We start from the raw sequence: 20282 nt of genomic DNA on the forward strand, positions 1-20282 counted from the left end.
AGCTTACATTATCTGTATTGTAATAAGATTCCTTGTCTGGTACGATTTCAAAAATGAATCCTACAGGAGGTAATTAGTATGAATTCTCCTAGAATTCGTATCATCATTACTTTAATTCTAGTTACTGGACTACTAAGCTTCTTGGGTTATAGGAAGCTTAATGCAACGGAAGTCATACATCGGGTTTCCTACTACCCCGCAGAAACGGATCAAGTTCTGAACAACCCGTATATGGGTTTTGTTATAGATGCCAGAAATAAAGATGCCAAGCAGAATTCCCGGCTTGCTTATGCCAATTTAACATGGGCTGATCTTGAACCGGAAAAGGGGAAGTATGCGTTCGATGCCGTTGAGAAAAAATTTCAGTTTGCATTATGGAAAGAGAAAGGCGTATCTCTCATTTTACGAGTCGTTCTCGATTATCCAACGGAGGAAGAGCATCTCGATATTCCCAACTGGTTATATGCAGAAATCAGCAAAAAAGGGAAATGGTACGATCTTGAATACGGAATGGGCTTCAGTCCGGATTATAGCAATCCGAAACTAATCGAACATCATGAACGACTAATCCAAGCCTTAGGAAAACGATATAACAATGATTCACAAATCGCTTTTATTGAACTGGGAAGTGTGGGACATTGGGGCGAGTGGCATACGATGGATGAAGGTGACCAGCGAATTGAGTTTCCTAAAGAAGATATCACCGATAACTATGTTAAGCATTACTTGCTATATTTTGACCAAAAACAACTGTTGATGAGAAGACCGCATGAAATCGCATTGACCCATCATCTCGGATTATTTAATGACGCCTTCGGCTCACACGAATCAACAATTGACGGATTCCTGAAATGGTACACCAATGGCTATAAATCTTGGCTAACTCAAAACGATCAGCCTGCCATGCCTGATTTCTGGAAATCAGCGCCCAGCGGCGGGGAATTTCGACCTAGTGGCAACTATTTGAATGACGCTCATATTGAAGAAACCCTACTGCAAACGAAGCTGACACATGTCAGCTGGCTTGGTCCTAGCGCCCCGTCTCAAGAACCTTACGGCGGTCGACTTCAACCGAATATTGACCGATTTCTGAAAACCATTGGCTATCGATTTGTAATCACCAAGGAATCTCACGAGAAGATCATTCGCACCGGAAATTCACTTCATGTCAAACTCAGTATGATCAACAGGGGGGTAGCACCGTTTTATTTTGCTTGGCCCTTGGAACTTTCACTGACAAATGAACAGGGCGACATCGTCACCCGTGTGCGAACAAATTTGGATATTCGCGAATGGCTTCCAGGAAACAATGAGGTATCTGACACATTGCCTATTCCGGCGAACCTCTCGCCTGGAGCTTACAACGTCAATGCTGCGATACTCAACCCACAAACCGGCAAGCCGGAAGTAGACTTCGCGAACGACGGCAGGAGAAGTGACGGTCGTTATTCACTTGGAACTGTCCAAGTCGTGGATTAACTCTCTAAGTAGAACGCTTCCTACTATTCTCATCGGAAATAGGCCCATGCGATTGCATGGGCTTCTTAACCTGTACCTATAAAATCGGTGAAATCAATTTCGAAATTGACTCTAGAAACCGGATCCGTAGCGAGCGCTTCTCATATTCCTCCAGCGTCAACTCCATACACCCCTCCATATCCGTCCAGAAGGTGTTCTCCAGTTTCGTTGCCGTCTGCTCATGAAATATCAGCGCATTCGTTTCGAAATTAAGCCTCAGACTGCGAATATCGAAATTCGCGGTCCCCACAGAGGCCACTTTGCCATCTACGATAATCGTTTTCGCATGCAGAAAGCCATAATCATATAGATAACATTTCACACCTGCTCGGAGCAGTTCACCCACATAATACAAAGATGCCCAATGCACGAATAGATGATCAGCTTTCTCCGGTATCATAATCCGCACATCAATCCCGGAAAGCGCAGCAATTCGCAAGGCATTCAGCATACTTTCTTCAGGAATAAAATAAGGTGTTTGCAGCAAAATACGGCTCTTAGCCATATGTATCAGCTTGAGAAATGTATGCACAAAATGCGGCCATGTCTCATTCGGACCACTTGCAACAATTTGCATCGGAACCTTTCCTTGCCTATCATCCTCCTTCATCGTTGGAAAATAACGAGCATCCACTTCCAACGCATCTGGCGATGCTAGGTTCCAATCAAGAACAAATCGGGATTGCAACGCACGAACGACACTGCCTGTCAATCGAAGATGCGTATCCCGCCAGTAGCCAAACTTTGGGTTCAAGCCAAGGTATTCATTACCAATATTAAATCCGCCTATATAGCCGATTTGACCGTCAATAATCACAAGCTTTCGATGATTTCGATAATTAACCCGATAATTAAGAAAAGGAATACGTGATGGAAAGAAGGCTGCTTTTTGTCCGCCTGCCTGTTGAAATTCCTTGAAAAACGAGTCCTTCAATTTACGCGAACCGATATCATCATACAGAAAACGAACATTCACTCCTTGCTTCGCTTTTCGTGTGAGCACTTCCATGATGCGCTGACCCAGCGAATCATTCTTCACAATATAATATTGCATATGGATATGGTACTCTGCTGCCTCAAGTCGGCTAATCAAATCATTAAACTTCTCGACCCCGTCTGTGAAAATATGTACGTCATTATCCTGCGACAGAAACGAATCATTCGTGGCTACATTCAAGAAAATCAAATTATGATACTCGGCAACCATCGGAGCGTTATAGGGATAGGTCCCCTCCATGAGCTGCTGCCGCTGCTCGCCAATCACAGTTTGCATACGTTCTAGCATTCGCTTATTCCATTTATACAGTTTTCTGCGACTCAGGTTTTGACCTAACATCACGTAGAGTAGGAAGCCGAGAATAGGAATGAACAACAGCACCATTAACCAAGACCATGTTGCAGCCACATTACGACGCTCTAAGAACACCACGGTGAGCGCCAATAAAATATTGACGACGAATACCACGGTCAGTACATGCGATAGCCAATCCACGCCCACAGCCCACCACTCCAAACTTTAAAAATCTGCTGATCCTATTATACCTGAATTTTCTAAATTACGAAAAAGACCCCCTCTTTCATTCGAATGAGGAGGCCAACTTCCATACCCTTATGAGGTCATTTCAGTGTAAAGTGCGATATATTGCTGAGCAGATTTCCGCCAACTAAAGTCGCCTTTTTTCATATTCTGCTGAATCTTCATCCAACTGTCACGATCATTCTTATAAAAGAAAACCGCACGCCGGATGATATGCAGCATTTCATGCGCGTTATAATGCGTGAAGGAGAAGCCTGTGCCTTCCCCTGTAAACTCATTATACGGCTGCACCGTATCCTTCAGACCGCCCGTTTCCCGCACGATCGGCACGGATCGATAGCGAAGTGCAATCAATTGCCCGATGCCGCATGGTTCGAATTGGGATGGCATTAAGAAGAAATCCGAAGCGGCATAGAACTGATGAGCTAATGCCTCATCAAAGTATATATGCGCTGACACTTTCGTGGGATGTGTTAATGCGGCGTTCCGAAACATTTGCTCATAGACAGGTTCGCCTGTTCCAAGGACAACAAGCTGTATGTCCAGCGCTAGAATCTCACGCAGCACGTGCTGAATCAGATCTAAGCCCTTCTGCTGTACAAGGCGAGTCACTAACACGATCATCGGAATGTCGCCATTCACAGGAAGTCCTAGACGCTCCTGAAGTGCCAACTTATTCTGCCCCTTCTTATGTAAGGAATCTCGATAATTCACAACCAGATTCTTGTCCGTCATAGGGTCGAATACATCGTAATCAATTCCGTTCACGATGCCCGTTAATTGGTCTTTGCGGTGACGCAGCAGACTGTCCAAAAACTCACCGTAAAACGACGTTTGAATTTCTTCAGCATACGTCTGACTTACCGTTGTGAGTTGATCCGAATACAAAAGTCCGCCCTTCAGGAAGCTTGCGCCGCCGTGAAGCTCTAACGCGGTTCCGGAGAAGTGATCGTCCGACAACCCGAACAAATCCTTGAACACCTGTTGGCCAAACACACCTTGGTATTTCAAGTTATGAACCGTCGTCATCGTCTTGATCTCGCTAAAGAAAGGCAAATGCTGATAATGTGCCTTCAGCAAAACAGGAATCATACCTGCTTGCCAATCGTGACAATGAATCACATCCGGTTGGAAATCTAAGTAAGGAAGCGCCTCAATGACGCCTCGACAGAAGAAGCCGAATCGCTCCGCTTCATCCCCGTATCCATAGATTCCAGGCCGCTTGTAGTAAAACTCATTATCGACGAAATAAAAGGTAACCCCTTCATATACCAGCATATCAATCCCGATATATTGCTTGCGCCAGCCTAGCTGCACATCGAATGCCGTAACTTGCGACATCTCGTCCCTAAACTTAGCAGGAATGTCACCGTATTTTGGTAAAATGACCCTCACATCCAGGCCTTGACGCGTCAGCTCCTTGGGTAAGGAGCCGATCACATCCGCTAAACCACCTGTCTTTATAAAAGGCACGGCCTCCGAAGCCGCGAACAGTATTTTCATCTTGCCACTCCTCCAACTTTGGTGAAACCAGATCTAATCTTCTAAATAAGCAATTAGATGACTTTGGTTTTCGCTGCAATGAATGGTGCTTTGTTGTCACCTGTTAACACGCGACCGCGGCTAATGAATACATCCTTATCCAGAATTGCATTCTCGATAATAACATTCTCCTCAATCTCGCAGTTTTGCAGGATGATACTGTTTTTCACGTAGGCGCCTTTGCGGATTTTCACACCGCGGAACAAGATACTGTTTTCCACTTTGCCTTCGATTTGGCAACCGTTCGCGATAAGCGCGTTCTTGGCAGAAGCGGAGTCCAAATATTTGGCAGGCGGCTCATCCTTAACCTTTGTATAGATCAGATTGTTCTTCTGGAAGAACAGCTCGCGCCAAATCGCAGGATTCAGCAGCTGCATGCTGTGTTTGTAGTAACCTTGGATGGAGTTCACAATTCCCAGATGCCCTTCAAACTTATAGCCATACACGCTAAGCTTATCAATGTTTTTCATAATGCCGTCACGTACCAAATGATCATATCCTTGCGCTAGGCAGGATTCCACCATATCCAACAGCAAAGCCTTGCTCATAATATACATTTCCATAGAAATGTTGTTCGTCCGCAGTCTGCCCGTGTGATCTTCCATCAAGGTGACTTGACCGCTGTCTTTCACTGCAAGACGGCGGAATTTCCCATGGACTTCTTCATCGGTTTGCTTATAGATCACAGTAATATCCGCTTGCATATCTTCGTGATAACGCACAGCATCGTTCAAATCCAGATTGCACACCATGTGGCTGCGGGAAATAATGACGAACTCTTCTTTACCGCGGTAGAAATAATCACGATGGCTATAGAATTGATACAAATCACCACGCGAGATCCCAGTAGGCTCATCGAGTACAGACGGAAGGACGAATAGCCCGCCGCGTTTACGATCCAAATCCCACTCTTTGCCAGAGCCAAGATGATCCATGAGCGAACGGTATTTGTGTTGTGTGAATACAGCCACATTATCAATACCTGAGTTCACCATATTGGATAGAGCAAAATCGATCAACCGATAACGTCCACCGAAAGGCACAGATGCCGGGCAGCGGAAAAAAGTCAGTTCCTCCAAATCATCCGGTTCATTGACTAAATTAATGACTCCCATCACGTGTTTCATCCGATATCATCCCTTCTGATTAGCGTCGCCTGTTACCCGTTCGTTACCACCAATAAGCACAATTTCGCCCCTGCCATCTACAACCGCACCATCTTCAACGACCGTATTTTCACCAATAATCGCTTTGATAATGGTTACATTATTACCAATTTTGGCATTCGGCATGATGACTGAATCCTTAATTTGGCTGCCTTCACCAACCTGTACACCGAAGAACAGAACAGAATGATCAACGTCACCGAAAATCGCACAGCCCTCATTAACCAGGGATCGTTTAATATTCGCTGTTGGTGCTACGTATTGGGCTGGTTGGTACGGATTCTGAGAATACACGCGCCAGTCTTTATCATTTAAGTTAAGCTCGTTATTATCGTCCAATAAGTCCATATTGGCTTCCCATAGGCTATCGATGGTACCTACATCCTTCCAATAGCCTTGGAACGGATAAGCAAACATTCTCGCTTCATCCTTCAGCATCATCGGAATGATATCTTTACCGAAATCTTTACTCGACTCTGGATTCGCCTCATCTTCGAGCAAATACGATTTCAATGCTTTCCAGTTAAAAATATAAATTCCCATTGAAGCCAAGTTAGAGTTCGCTTCCTTCGGCTTTTCAGCGAATTCCGTAATCTCCTGTTTCTCGTTGACACTCATGATGCCGAAGCGGCTCGTTTCTTCCCATTTCACTTCGATAACCGCGATCGTTGCGTCCGCTTTTTTCTCTTTGTGATAAGAAAGCATGAGATCGTAATCCATTTTATAAATATGGTCACCCGAGATGACCAACACGTATTCGGGATCATATTGCTCGATAAAGCCAATATTGCGATAAATGGCGTTCGCTGTACCTTTGTACCAATCGCCGCCTTTTTGCTCCATGAACGGTGGCAGCACCGTAACTCCGCCATGTTTGCGATCAAGATCCCAAGAGCTTCCTATACCGATGTACGTATTAAGTACTAGAGGCTGATATTGTGTTAAAACACCAACCGTATCAATCCCTGAATTCGTACAATTGCTGAGAGTAAAATCAATGATGCGATATTTGCCGCCAAAATGAACAGCTGGCTTAGCTAAATTGTTCGTCAGTACGCCTAATCTTCGCCCTTCTCCTCCAGCGAGGAGCATGGCAACACATTCTTTACTGCGCATATTTGATTTCCCCCTTCAACTTCATCAATCTCTGATTGGAATTCACTCACACACTTGATATAGACAGCCGCAAGCGGCGGAATACATAGAGATAAACTATACGGATAACCATGCATGGCATTTGCCCTACTTGTAATAGGCAGCGTATTTCCTTGTCCAGATCCGCCAAACTCAGTTGCATCACTATTAAAAACAACCTCATACACGCCTAATTTCGGAACGCCGATTCGATAATCCGGATGAACAACAGGTGTGAAATTACTCACGAGGATGAGTTCATCCTCCGGCATATTCCCTTTTCGCAAATAAGTGACAACACTTTGGCTCTCGTCATGGGGGTTAATCCATGCAAAGCCTTCTGGATCATGATCCAGCTGCCACAGGGCTGGTTCTTTCAAATAAAACTGATTGAGCGACTTCACGTAATGGTGCATCTGCTCATGCTTCTCATAGCCATCTAATAGAAACCAATCCAGCTCCTCGAGATCCTTCCACTCGTCGAATTGACCGAATTCACTTCCCATGAAGAGCAGCTTTTTGCCTGGATGCCCCGACATGTAGCCATATAATACCCGTAGATTAGCAAATTTCTGCCAATAGTCTCCAGGCATCTTATGCAGGAGTGAACGCTTACCATGCACGACCTCATCATGAGAGAGGGGAAGTACATAATTTTCGCTCCACGCATACATGAACGAAAAGGTGATGAGCTTGTGGTTATATCTTCGGTAGATGGGATCCAGCTTCATATACTTCAGCATATCGTTCATCCAGCCCATATTCCACTTGTAGTTAAACCCAAGTCCGCCCTCGTGAATCGGTGCCGTCACCATCGGCCAATCAGTGGAATCTTCCGCCATCATTAACGCATCCGGGAAATAGGAGAAAACGACTTGATTCAGCTTGCGAATAAACGCAACCGCCTCTAGATTCTCATCGCCTCCGTGTTGATTTCGGATAGGCGCCTCATCCCATCTTCCGAAATTCAGATGCAGCATGGAAGCAACAGCGTCCACTCTTATTCCATCCATATGATACATGTCCATCCAGAATACGGCATTTGAAATTAAAAAGCTCTGAACCTCCGGCCTGCCAAAATCAAAGGTTAAAGTCCCCCACTCCAGCTTTTCCGCTTTACGAGGATCCTCATATTCATACAAGGGCTTGCCATCAAACATGCGGAGTCCATGACTATCCTTACAGAAATGGCCTGGAACCCAGTCCATAATGACCCCGATCCCCTTTTGATGACAGGTATCAACGAATCGCATGAAATCCTTAGGCGCACCGTGACGGCTTGTAACGGAATAGTAACCCGTTGCTTGGTAACCCCAAGAGCGATCGAAGGGGTGCTCGGCCAGTGGCATGACTTCGATATGGGTATAACCCATTTCGACCGCATAATCCACCAATTCAGTCGTTAATTGCTCATACGTATACTGTTCTTCACTAAGTCGATCTTTTTTACGCCAAGTGCCTAGATGTACCTCGTAAATGGAAAGCGGCTTGTTATAAGCTGGTACTTCTTTCTTCTTCTGTTGCCAGTCTTGATCCTGCCAGTCGTACCCACCTAAGTCAACAACCCTAGAAGCTGTACCAGGCCTTAATTCGGAATAGAAGGCATAGGGATCAGCTTTTAGTAAGATCTTCCCAGTTTGGCTATGAATTTCGTACTTGTAATAGTCGCCTTCACGTGCTTCCGGAATGAAGATCATCCAGAGCCCTAACGAACTAATCTTGTCCATACCGTGCTCGCCGGATTGCCAATCGTTGAAATCTCCAAGTACATTCACGTTACTCGCATTGGGTGCCCATACGGTGAATCGAACACCTTCATGCCCTTTTTCATTGCTAACATGTGCCCCTAAGATACGATAACTGTGGAAAAGGGATCCTTCATGAAGCAGAAACAAATCCTCGGAGCTGGGCATACCAACATTTGCTCCCACATAATCCCCCCCTAATTCGACATGTCTGTGCTCTAAGCTGCGTGTTGCAAATCGTCTCTACCTCTACAAATACAACAAACAGGTAAAGAATTCCTTCAATTTGCTACTAATAAAATAAAGGAAATCTGTCGACCTACGGTGAATTATTGGAATGACAAGATATGAAAGGTGGATTCATCATAATGAAAGACAAATTAAAAGGACTTATCGTAGGATTAACCATTGGTTCCGTTTTAAGTGGAACCGTAGCTTTTGCAGCAGGAACACAAATCGAGGTGGCTTTCCGCAATCTGACGTATATGTTTGATGGTGTCGAAAAAATACCAACCGAAGGTAAAGGGTTTATTTATGAAGGCACAACCTATGTACCATTACGATTTATGAGCGACTCCCTTGGCAAGAAAGTGGCGTTTGATGAGGCAACTAGTACCATTTGGGTCGGAAATAATCCGAATCAGGTCGTTGCTGCTTACAATGGCGGGACTGTAACGAAGGGTGAATTCAATGCGTTCTTTGGCCTCAAAGCACTGTTCAATCCTTCTCATGCAGCCTCCAAAGAGAATGTTGACTATCAAACAAGTGTCCTTAAGGAATTAATTGCAAACCGAATTCTTTATAGCCGCGCTTCTGAGGCAGATCAAGAGGCTGCCAAGAAAAGTGCCGCTGTACAAGTTGCGTCATGGAAGCAACAATTTGGCGAAGATAAATTTAAAGCCGACTTGAAAAACGTGAATGCCACAGAAATGGATATCCAATATTATCTTGTTGGCAGTATGACTGGTATTAACTATGTGAAATCTAGTATTACGGATGCTCAGTTAAAGGCCCAATATGACGCAACACTAGCTGCAAATAAAGATGCGTTTACAATTGCATCTGTGCGTCATATTTTGATCGGACTTACAGACCCAGAGGGTAAAGCCGTTCGCACCAAAGCAGAAGCACTTACACTTGCCCAAGACGTTCAACTGAAGCTCAAGAATGGCGGAGACTTCGCTGCACTAGCCAAGCAATATTCCGATGATCCAGGTTCTAAGGATGCAGGCGGACTTTACGCAGATGCTGATGTTAGTCAATGGGTTGAAGGCTTCAAAAATGCTGCTATCTCACAAACGGTAGGAACTGTCGGTGACCCCGTTGAGACGGAGTTTGGCTATCACGTGATTGAAGTGGATGCCCGCTCTGTTAAGCCTCTTGATGCGGTGAAAGAGTCACTGCGTGCATCACTTGAACAAGCGCAATACCAACAATTTTCGGAAACAGAACTGCCTACTTTGATTGAAAAGATCGATTTAGGTCAATAAATGGTGTACAATGTATGTTTAAACAAGTTTACAAGTTGAAGGATGGATTACAGCATGTTTTATGCAAAAGATTGGGTCGATTATGAGCTGCTTGATACAGGCGGCGGCGAAAAGCTAGAGCGCTGGGGTACGATTGTACTTCGCAGACCCGACCCACAAATTATTTGGCCTCTACAGAAAGAAACACCAGCTTGGCGTCAAGCTGATGCTCACTACCACCGCAGCTCCAGCGGCGGCGGCCAATGGCAGCAGAACGCTGAGCTGCCTGAGCGCTGGACGATCACTTACGATCAGAAGCTGACCTTTTATATTAAGCCAACGAGCTTTAAGCATACGGGTCTCTTTCCTGAGCAAGCGGTCAATTGGAAATGGATGATGGACAAGATTAAGGGTGCCGGTCGTCCCATTAAAGTTCTCAACCTTTTCGCTTACACAGGCGGCGCTACGCTTGCTTGCGCTCATGCAGGCGCTGAAGTGTGTCATGTGGATGCCTCTAAAGGGGTTGTCCAATGGGCGAAGGAAAATTTACACCTGAGTGGCATGGGCGCCAGACCTGTTCGATTCATTACGGATGATGTTTTTAAATTCGTACAGAGAGAACAACGCCGCGGCAGCAAGTACGATGCGATTATTATGGATCCACCTTCCTATGGACGTGGACCTAACGGTGAAACCTGGAAATTGGAGGATGACCTCTTCCCTTTTATCCAGACTTGCCAATCCATTTTGACGGACAATCCATTGTTCTTGTTGATCAACTCGTATACGACAGGTATTTCGGCAACTGTGCTTCAGAACATTTTGACGATGGCGATGAAAGATAAGCATGGCGGAACGATCTCCAGCGGTGAAATCGGGCTTCCGATCACACATTCCGGTCTTATGCTCCCTTGCGGTATTCTGGGACGCTGGGAGGCGTAAGCGGTGGCGGGATTCAAAGATGGTTACGGCGCATCGCAAATACCGATTTTGTTCGAAGACAACCACATTCTCGTGGTTGAGAAGCCTGTCAACATGCCGACGCAGGAAGATGAGTCTCGTGATCTTGACTTGCTGAACGCCTTGAAGGCGGATCTCAAGGAACGCTACCACAAGCCCGGTAATGTCTACCTTGGGCTTGTCCATCGCTTAGATCGTCCCGTTGGCGGCGTGATGGTCTTCGCCAAAACGTCAAAAGCCGCGTCCCGACTTTCGGACGCGGTACGAACAAGGCTGCTCGACAAGACGTACGTCGCTGTCGTGCACGGTAAACCCTCACAGTCGGCCGCTACGCTGCGGCACTGGCTGTGGAAGGATACGCGGACGAATACCGTCAGCGTGGTCAAGGCAGGCCAGCAGGACGCCAAAGAGGCGGTGCTGGACTATAAGCTGCTCGGCAGCCAAGACGGGCTCAGCTTGATCCAGATCAAGCTGCACACCGGACGGCCGCATCAGATCCGCGTGCAGCTGGCTGCCATTGGCTGCACGCTGTACGGGGACCAGCGCTACGGCAGCGCTGTGAACAAACCTGGCCAACAGCTCGCGCTGTGGGCCACTGCACTATCCTTTGAGCATCCTGTGCTCAAAGAGTCGATGCACTTCCGGTCGATGCCACCGGTACAGCGGCCTTGGAACGAATTTACCATCCCCGAGCTATGAGGGGATGAACTAATTTGCAACTTTGCCCAATAAATAAATAAGCAATTTTTGATTATGAGCGGAAACGCGATTCAGGTACGAATCCAACAGTTCTTCACGGATTCCACGGCCTCTCTCGCATTCCGCTTTTCCTTTGTCCGTTACGTGGATCCAGACGATTCGACGATCCTTCTCGTCACGTACACGCGTAATCAACTCCGCTTTTTCCATCCGGTCTAATAAGGTTGTTACGGCTGCAGGTGTCGTGGATAAGTATTCGATTAAATCCGAAGGCTTCATACGATCATGGACCAGGAGCAATTCAAGCACATTCAACTGTCCTTCCGTAATCGTAGGGGCTAAGCCTACCTCCATCTGATTTTTCAATTCCTTCGATAATTTTAGCCATAGCTTTCCGAATTCATCGGAATACATCCTCATCAACTCGCTTCCATTTTCACCTATTTACAGCAAGTATAGCACTTCCATGTCCTACTTTAAAGATTAATGCCATTAATACTTTCTTACAAAAATTTCGCATTCATTGGACATGCTGTGGTTTGCTGATACCTGGTGTCGAGCCCTCTCAAAGTTTGTCAACTCCTGTGTGGGATCTCAAGGGAATCGACTCTTTTTAACATATTGCCTAGTAGCTACATATACTGATCGAAGGTGTCATGCACCCTTGTAGACAACAGCGAGTCCCTTTATTATCTAGGAAACTTGACGTGCAAGGCTGTTAACTTACTTTCAAGGAGTGATTGGATTGGAAGCTTGGAAACTGGAGCTAGGCCAAAAAGCACTGGAGGCCGGCATACTGAAAGACCCACAGTGGCTGGATCGATTAGACGAACCGATGCCCCTGTGGGTCTTATTAGAGTTAGCTTTTGCACTAATTGAGAGACTGGATCCCCCAACGATTAGTTACGATTGAGGAAAACGTAAAATCTCAACAATCGATTCTGTTTTACTCACTGGAATGAATAATTTACCTTGTGCTTTACGATCTTCTAGCGGAGCAGTTTCCGTAGAAAAACGCAGCTTCTCACCATTACTCATCACAGCCGTAATCAAGTAATCCATTTTCACAATAAATGTCCGGATTAAGGCAGAACCGTTAGGTCTGACACGCTTACCTTCCTTGAATTCAAAGGTAATAATCCCCTTCCCGCCGCGACCTTGAATTGGATAATCCACAACGAGAGATCGCTTCGCATACCCGAGGTCCGAGATGACTAGCACTTCCCCTTCATCCCCATAAATCCACTCGGCTGACACGACTTCATCGTCTTCCTTGAGCTGGATGCCGCGCACACCTGCGGCCGCACGGCCCATCGGGTTTACTTCTTCCTCACGGAAACGAATGCTCATTCCATGCTTCGTGACGAGCAGAATTTCCTTCGTATTGTCACTCAGATGAACATGCAGCACTTCATCTTGTTCCCCAAGCTTACAAGCAACAATCGCGTTGGAACGGTTCGTCATATACTCTTTGAGCTCTGTACGCTTGACTTGACCTTTCCGTGTAACAAACACGAGTGACTTCGTCGGATCTTCAAAGCCTTTCACTGGAATCACATTCACGATGCGATCTTCCTTCGCAATCGGAATGACATTCACAATAGCTGTACCGTTCTCTTTCCACTTGTACTCCGGTACTTGATGGACAGGCAATAAGTAATATTGCCCCTTCTTCGTGAAGATCAGCAAGCTCTCGATCGTGTTGACATCAAGCAAAAAGCGAAGATAATCGCCGTCCTTCATGCCTGTATTCTCAAGGTCTCCACCCGAACGCGTGTAAGAAAGCTTACTTGTCCGCTTCAAGTAACCTTCGCTCGACAAGGTGACGAGCACATCTTCTGCGGTTACAAGAACTTCTAGATTTACTTTCAGTTCTTCGACTTCACCTTGAATCTCCGAGCGGCGATCGATGCCGTATTTCTTACGGATTTCGCCCATCTCATCTTTAATTACGCCTAGGAGCTTCTTCAAGCTGCCGAGAATCCCGCGCAAGTACGCGATCGTTTTCTCAACATCTTTCAATTCCTTCTCAAGCGTTGTTATTTCCAAATTTGTTAAACGGTATAATTGCAGGACGAGAATGGCATCAGCTTGTCGTTCCGAAAAATGAAACTTCTCTACAAGGTTATTTTGAGCGTCCTGCCGATTTTTCGATGCTTTAATCGTAGCAATAACCTCATCCAAAATGTTCAGAGCTTTAACAAGCCCTTCTAGGACATGTGCCCGATCTTCCGCTTTCTCCAGCTCATATTGCGAGCGGAACGTCACGACCTCTTTCTGATGCTCAATATAAGCTTCAAGAATCTCGCGGATACCGAGCTGACGAGGCGCTTTATTCACAATCGCAACCATGTTGAAATTATAGGTGACTTGCAAATCGGTTTTCTTAAGCAAATAAGCTAAAATCCCTTGTGCATCCGCTTCCTTTTTGAGCTCGATCACGATACGAAGCCCATTCCGGCCACTCTCATCCCGTACTTCGGCAATACCCTCGATTTTTTTCTCCAGACGGATGTTCTCCATCGCAGTAACTAACCGGGATTTAACGACTTGATAAGGGATTTCCGTGATGACAATTTGTTGTCTGCCGCCGCGCATCTCTTCGATTGCGGTTTTGGAACGGACGTAAATACGGCCTTTGCCCGTACGATACGCATCACGAATGCCTTCTTCCCCCATAATGATGCCTGAAGTAGGGAAATCCGGTCCTTTCACAATCTCCATCAATTCGTCGACGGTGATTTCAGGTTTATCGATCATGGCTGTACAAGCATCAATGATTTCACGCAGATTATGAGGCGGAATTTCCGTCGCAAAGCCTGCAGAGATTCCGCTAACGCCGTTTACGAGCAAATTCGGATAACGTGCAGGCAATACAACCGGTTCTTTGGTTGAATTATCAAAGTTATCCTTGAACATCACGGTACGCTTCTCAATGTCGCGCAGCAATTCCATCGCAATTTCCGATAAACGTGCTTCGGTGTAACGCATAGCTGCCGGTGGATCATCATCTAACGAACCCCAGTTACCATGCCCATCGACGAGGGTATGTCCCATTTTCCAAGGCTGCGCCATACGAACCATACCATCATAAATGGACGCGTCTCCATGAGGATGATAATTACCCATAACATCCCCTACGGTTTTCGCAGATTTCCGATAAGGCTTATCCGGCGTATTGCCAGAGTCATACATCGCATACAACACACGACGTTGAACAGGCTTCAAGCCGTCTCGAACATCGGGGATTGCGCGATCCTGAATAATATATTTGGAATACCGGCCGAAGCGATCGCCAACGATCTCCTCCAGAAAGGCTGGTAAAAATTCTTCTATAATGCTCAACTTCTCGTCACCACTCTTTTTGGAAATATAACAATTTATATGTTTCACATGATAAGTTGTCTATATTTTTGGATAAACGCTCTCGTCCTTAGAGGACGATAAAGTCATTTATTTCATCTACTCAACATATTCGGTAAAATCAACATTCTCGATGATCCATCTCTTGCGTGGATCTACTTTATCGCCCATCAATGTTGTCACACGTCGTTCTGCTTTGGCCGCATCTTCAATCTGCACCTGAAGCAATGTTCGGCTTTCCGGATTCATCGTCGTTTCCCACAGCTGATCCGGATTCATCTCGCCTAGTCCTTTATAGCGTTGAAGCTCCGTATTTTTACCGAGTTCTTTGACCACAACCTGCAGTTGATCATCCGTCCAAGCGTATTTATGACCACCATTTTTACCTTTTCTCGTAACTTTATACAATGGCGGCTGCGCGATATACACTTTGCCAGCATCGATCAAAGGCTTCATGTAACGGTAGAAGAAGGTTAGCAGGAGTACCTGAATGTGCGCTCCGTCTGTATCCGCATCTGTCATCAGAATAATCTTGCCGTAATTCGTCTCTTCTGCTTCAAATTCGGAGCCAACGCCTGCACCTATCGCAGCGATAATGGCTTTATACTCTTCATTTTTCAAAATATCTAGCAGCTTGGCTTTCTCTGGATTCATCGGCTTGCCTTTTAGCGGCAATATCGCTTGATGCTTCGAATCGCGCCCTTGCTTCGCAGACCCGCCAGCGGAATCACCTTCCACGATGAATAGTTCATTCCGTTGCAAATCCTTGGATTGTGCTGGCGTAAGCTTACCATTCAAGTTCGAGCTCTCGCTCTTCCCTTTCTTGCCGCTGCGAATCTCTTCACGTGCTTTACGTGCTGCTTCTCTCGCTCTGGATGCTTGTACAGCCTTTTTCAGCATCATTTGCGCGATTTGCGGATTTTCTTCAAGGAAAACCGTCATTTTATCGGATACAACGGCGTCCACTGCACTACGTGCTATGGCACTTCCCAATTGGTCCTTGGTTTGGCCTACGAACTCGACATCGCCCATTTTGATATTGATAACGACCATCATACCTTCTCTGAGATCCGTTCCGTCGAGGTTTTTATCCTTTTCCTTGAGAATGCCCCCTTTACGGGCATATTCATTCATCACACGGGTATACGCTGCTTTGAAACCCGTTTCATGTGTTCCGCCGCCGCGTGTTGGAATCGAGTTAACGAACGAAGCAATCGTCTCTGTATAGCCATCATTGTATTGCAACGCGACTTCAACTTCAATTTCATCCTTCTCAGAGGCAAAATGAATCACAGGATGCAGCACAGTCTTCTCTTCATTCAGGAAAGCCACAAACTGACTTGCTCCGCCTTCATACTGAAAAGAATCTACTTTATCGGTGCGATCGTCTTTCAAGTTTACTTGGAGTCCGGAATTCAGGAAAGCAATTTCTTGCAAACGCTCAGCAAGTGTATCGTAATTGATCGTTGTACCGCCTTGAAACACGCGTTTATCTGGTTTAAATGTAACTTTCGTACCTGTACGATTGGTATTACCGATAACCTCAAGTCCCGTGACCGGCTCGCCAACATGCTCGACACCTTTATCATCTACCCAGTATTCAAAGCGCATCTTATGCACTTTGCTATCGCGGTTAATCTCTACTTCTAACCACTCTGATAGTGCGTTAGTTACTGATGCACCAACACCATGCAAGCCCCCGGATTTCTTATAGCCTGAACCACCGAATTTACCGCCTGCGTGAAGAATCGTAAAGACAACTTGCGGTGTAGGAACACCAGTCTTATGCATACCGGTAGGAATTCCGCGGCCATTATCCTGAACGGTCACGGATTGATCTTTATGTATCGTGACATTAATTTTGGAACAATGCTTCGCCAGATGCTCATCGACTGCATTATCTACGATTTCCCAGATCAGATGATGAAGACCTGAGGAACTGGTACTGCCGATATACATCCCTGGTCTTTTACGAACAGCAACAAGCCCTTCCAGGACTTGAATATCATCTGCTTCGTAATCTGTCGTGGGTGTCGGGGCTTTCCCTTTCGCAAATTCTAGCTGCTCAGCCATTGGAGCCCTCCTTTATCTCTCTTATCTCTAATTTAAAATATCTTTGCGTGAAAAAACCGTAAACGAGACGATTAACGCCGCTAACGTCCATACGCTTAACACACTAAGCGAAAATGCTAAATCCATTCCTTGAATGGGAGGGATCCCTCCGGTCAAATACTTCGTCAGGTCCAAATTGACCATAAACAAATATTTGGCTGTTTCCCACGAGGAAACCATGTTCGAAAGAATAGTCCCTGATATTAATACGGCAAGCATGACCCCCATACCTGCTGCTGTTGATCGAATTAGTACAGAAAGCATGAGCGACATGATCGCTACGACGATGGCTGTGAACCATACTAAGCCGAATTCCATCAAGAGGAAGAACCATTGGTCCACGGCGCGCACTCGACTAAAATCGACATCTGCACCCGTCAACTGTATGCCTGTAAATATCGGCAAGTTCCATCCGTTATAGCCAAAAACAACGCCTGAAATCAAATAACAAATCAATCCCGTCGACAAAACAGTCAGCGAAGTGAAGAAGACAACGGTAATTAATTTACTCAATAGGATTTTCCAACGCCTGACCGGTCTTGTCAACAATAATTTAATAGTCCCCGTAGAATGCTCAGATGATACGATATCTGCTGAAATGACCATGATAATCAAAGGAATAAATAAACCCACGGCATTTTTCACAAATTCACGCGTAAATGTAACCGCATTCGGCGAGCTTGGATTCACATCTTTTTCAAGATAATAGTTAGCAATTTGAATTTGAACGCGTAGCTGCTGCTTCCACTCATCAGGTGTTCTAGCTGAACTCAGGCGTTTTTCCCAATCGGTAACTTTTTGCCGCTGATCAGCCTTCCAATCCGATGTACCAAATTGCTTCTGTGTATGTTGAGCAACTCGCATTTGAGCATAAGTGAACATGGGAATTAAAGCAAGAAGAATAAGTAGAATGACGTAAAACCGCTTTTTCTTAATCATTTTGATCATTTCATTTTTAACTAAAGCATATAGTCCTGTCAATTCATTCACCTTCTCCTACTCTATTCGTTCCCCTTCGGTTAAACGCAAGAACAAATCTTCGAGTGTTGGATTTTTAATTTCTACCGCATACAGGCTAATTCCTTTTTCGATCATGAGTTGACTAAGCTTAGGAATATCAGCTTGATCCATTTGTGTTGAAATCTGCTTAACTGCTGTTGGTAAGCTTGTTAGGTTATCAGACTCCACTGCGAGCGCTGAAATCACGAAATCTGATGATTGGAGCACGCGTTCCGCGTCTTCACCCGGTGAAACCGTCCATACAACCCTGCCGCCTTGAGCAATTAGTTCGTCTACAGCACCAACTTGAATCACTTCGCCATGACTAATAATCGCTACGCGATGACACATTTGCTGAAGTTCGCTAAGCAAGTGGCTAGAGACAAACAAACTAAGTCCATCCGCAGCTAATCGTTGAATAAACTCCCTCATTTCTTTAATCCCCTGTGGATCAAGTCCGTTCGTAGGCTCGTCCAAAATCAGAAGACTTGGTCTACCTAACAAAGCCTGAGCTATCCCTAAACGCTGGCGCATGCCCAGAGAATAGGTGCGTACTTTATCATGGATCCGAGCATCCATCGAGACAATTTCGACAACTTCCTGGATCCGTTTCTCATCCACATCCGGCAGCATGCGGGCAAAATGCTCGAGATTTTCCCAGCCTGTTAAGTAGGAATAGAGTTCAGGATTTTCAACGATACAGCCTACCTTTCTCATGGCTTCATTATGTTCCTTATGAACATCGAATCCACAGATGTGTATAGTCCCTTCCGTAGGACGTATTAAATCCACAAGCATACGAATTGTTGTTGTTTTGCCTGAACCATTGGGTCCAAGAAAGCCAAAAATTTCACCAGCATATACATCAAAAGAAATGCCTTTGATAATTTCTTTGTTTTTAATATTTTTTTTTAGATTATTGACAGATAGAACGATCTGAGGCGTTGCTATAGCCATCTTCCATGCCCTCCCTATTTTAAAATTTGGACAATCCGTTCCGCGATTCGTTCATAACCATCTCCATTAGGATGAAAATGATCGGCAGAAGATAAATATTTGATCAAATTTTGCTCAAATAGGTCGTAGGTTGGAACGACTAGCATCTGTGGGTATTGATTTGTGAGCTTAAAGACGCCGTTATTCCAGCGTTGCACGGTTAATGAGCCCTCTCTCGATGGGTCAAGATCAAGAAAAGGATGATATAAACCGATATATAATAGCGTTGCTTTCGGGTTCGCTTTGTTGATGGTTGAGATGATTTTCTCCATTTTGGCCAGCGCAGGGTCTACCCGCTTTTCTGCTGCCTCTGGATTAAATTCAGTTTGGTTAGCTCCTTTAAAAAGACCTTCTCCTCCAGCAAAAATATCATTTCCGCCGATGGTAACCAAAATGATATCCGCTTGCGACAGTGCATCCTGCGTCTTTTTCAGCGCCAAATCTGCTAGAAGTTGATCGCTTTTATAGCCTGGAATCGCGAGATTATTCAATACAAAAACAGGCTTTCCGCTTTCTTTTTCTAGCTTTTCGCGGACTCGTCCGACATAACCTTTACCCGTGTTATCGCCGGTTCCGGCCGTTAAGGAATCACCAAGTGCTACAATTTGGAGCTTGCTACTGCTCTCGATGATGGATGGCTTCGTTGGCACAGCAGTGGCGATTTGCAATTCTCCGGATGCTTTAGGAAACCATATTTGATTCGCCGCGTAAGCAAAGCCAACAGCGAAAACAATCGTAGATATGGACGCGGTTAAACCAATGGCACCCCAGATGAATCGAGATGATTTCAATGCTATCCCCTCCTGCGAATCTTTGGCATATTTTCATTTTAAGATTATAGCTTCTCGCCAAAATTTGCAAACATTATGAATACGGGCGACTGAGAGCACGCAAAACATGTTTTTAAGTAGGTATTTACTCCTACTCTTGCTCTCAATCACACGTCAAACCCCCTCTTTTCCCCATGCTTTTCGATAAAAGGACGATCCTCAAGAAACCCCCTCTAGTCGTGAAATCGTTATTTTCGCCAAAACAGCGGAAT

At 45.4% G+C, this 20282-nt stretch carries 16 protein-coding genes; 5 read left to right on the forward strand and 11 right to left on the reverse strand.

Going from position 1 to position 20282, the window contains the following annotated elements; all coding sequences use genetic code 11:
* The first annotated feature begins 78 nt into the window (after window positions 1-78).
* Window positions 79-1479, forward strand: a complete 1401-nt coding sequence (locus tag AC58PQ_RS01245; protein WP_497240183.1) for a DUF4832 domain-containing protein — start codon at window positions 79-81, stop codon at window positions 1477-1479.
* Window positions 1480-1555: 76 nt separating this feature from the next.
* Here AC58PQ_RS01245 and cls read toward each other — a convergent pair whose 3' ends face one another.
* The 5 genes from cls to glgB form a co-directional block, all read right to left on the reverse strand.
* Entirely contained in the window at window positions 1556-3010 is a 1455-nt protein-coding gene (cls, locus tag AC58PQ_RS01250) for a cardiolipin synthase (protein WP_497240184.1), read from the reverse strand.
* Between the two features lie 117 nt (window positions 3011-3127).
* Window positions 3128-4558: a glycogen synthase GlgA gene (gene glgA, locus AC58PQ_RS01255; protein WP_497240185.1), complete on the reverse strand. Its 1431-nt coding sequence runs from the start codon at window positions 4556-4558 to the stop codon at window positions 3128-3130.
* 53 nt (window positions 4559-4611) lie between these two features.
* Window positions 4612-5724, reverse strand: a complete 1113-nt coding sequence (gene glgD / locus AC58PQ_RS01260) for a glucose-1-phosphate adenylyltransferase subunit GlgD (RefSeq protein ID WP_497240186.1) — start codon at window positions 5722-5724, stop codon at window positions 4612-4614.
* A 6-nt stretch (window positions 5725-5730) separates the two neighbouring features.
* Complete coding sequence (locus tag AC58PQ_RS01265; protein ID WP_497240187.1) at window positions 5731-6879, reverse strand: glucose-1-phosphate adenylyltransferase; 1149 nt, start codon at window positions 6877-6879, stop codon at window positions 5731-5733.
* Entirely contained in the window at window positions 6822-8810 is a 1989-nt protein-coding gene (gene glgB, locus AC58PQ_RS01270) for a 1,4-alpha-glucan branching protein GlgB (protein WP_497240620.1), read from the reverse strand. Before glgB ends, AC58PQ_RS01265 begins: the two co-directional genes overlap by 58 nt.
* 200 nt (window positions 8811-9010) lie before the next feature.
* Here glgB and AC58PQ_RS01275 point away from each other — a divergent pair, with 200 nt between their 5' ends.
* Genes AC58PQ_RS01275 through AC58PQ_RS01285 form a run of 3 tightly spaced genes read left to right on the forward strand, consistent with a single transcriptional unit; the run spans window position 9011 to window position 11770 of the window.
* Window positions 9011-10132, forward strand: a complete 1122-nt coding sequence (locus AC58PQ_RS01275) for a peptidylprolyl isomerase (protein WP_497240188.1) — start codon at window positions 9011-9013, stop codon at window positions 10130-10132.
* A gap of 54 nt (window positions 10133-10186) precedes the next feature.
* On the forward strand, window positions 10187-11053 hold the full coding sequence (locus tag AC58PQ_RS01280) for a class I SAM-dependent methyltransferase (protein WP_497240189.1): 867 nt from the start codon (window positions 10187-10189) through the stop codon (window positions 11051-11053).
* Between the two features lie 3 nt (window positions 11054-11056).
* Window positions 11057-11770, forward strand: a complete 714-nt coding sequence (locus AC58PQ_RS01285) for an RluA family pseudouridine synthase (RefSeq protein ID WP_497240190.1) — start codon at window positions 11057-11059, stop codon at window positions 11768-11770.
* A gap of 9 nt (window positions 11771-11779) precedes the next feature.
* Here the strand turns inward: AC58PQ_RS01285 and AC58PQ_RS01290 are convergent, their stop codons facing one another.
* Complete coding sequence (locus AC58PQ_RS01290) at window positions 11780-12184, reverse strand: MarR family winged helix-turn-helix transcriptional regulator (protein WP_477593494.1); 405 nt, start codon at window positions 12182-12184, stop codon at window positions 11780-11782.
* A 331-nt stretch (window positions 12185-12515) separates the two neighbouring features.
* Between AC58PQ_RS01290 and AC58PQ_RS01295 the strand changes: the two genes are divergently transcribed.
* Window positions 12516-12683, forward strand: coding sequence for a hypothetical protein (locus tag AC58PQ_RS01295; RefSeq protein ID WP_497240639.1), 168 nt, complete (start codon window positions 12516-12518; stop codon window positions 12681-12683).
* Here the strand turns inward: AC58PQ_RS01295 and gyrA are convergent.
* The 5 genes from gyrA to AC58PQ_RS01320 all read right to left on the reverse strand — a co-directional run bounded on the left by gyrA (window position 12674) and on the right by AC58PQ_RS01320 (window position 20031).
* Window positions 12674-15115, reverse strand: coding sequence for a DNA gyrase subunit A (gene gyrA, locus AC58PQ_RS01300; RefSeq protein ID WP_497240191.1), 2442 nt, complete (start codon window positions 15113-15115; stop codon window positions 12674-12676). The genes AC58PQ_RS01295 and gyrA overlap by 10 nt on opposite strands.
* Window positions 15116-15232: 117 nt before the next feature.
* The gene (gene parE, locus AC58PQ_RS01305; protein ID WP_497240192.1) at window positions 15233-17206 is read right to left on the reverse strand and encodes a DNA topoisomerase IV subunit B; all 1974 of its coding nucleotides are present in this window, start codon (window positions 17204-17206) and stop codon (window positions 15233-15235) included.
* 27 nt (window positions 17207-17233) lie between these two features.
* Window positions 17234-18226, reverse strand: a complete 993-nt coding sequence (locus tag AC58PQ_RS01310; protein ID WP_477593492.1) for a DUF2705 family protein — start codon at window positions 18224-18226, stop codon at window positions 17234-17236.
* 15 nt (window positions 18227-18241) lie between these two features.
* A complete protein-coding gene (locus AC58PQ_RS01315) occupies window positions 18242-19201 on the reverse strand; it encodes an ABC transporter ATP-binding protein (RefSeq protein WP_497240193.1) in 960 nt (319 codons plus the stop codon).
* A gap of 14 nt (window positions 19202-19215) precedes the next feature.
* On the reverse strand, window positions 19216-20031 hold the full coding sequence (locus AC58PQ_RS01320) for a GDSL-type esterase/lipase family protein (RefSeq protein WP_497240194.1): 816 nt from the start codon (window positions 20029-20031) through the stop codon (window positions 19216-19218).
* Between the last annotated feature and the right edge of the window lie 251 nt (window positions 20032-20282).

The sequence above is a fragment of the Paenibacillus sp. J22P143 genome (assembly GCF_059692035.1).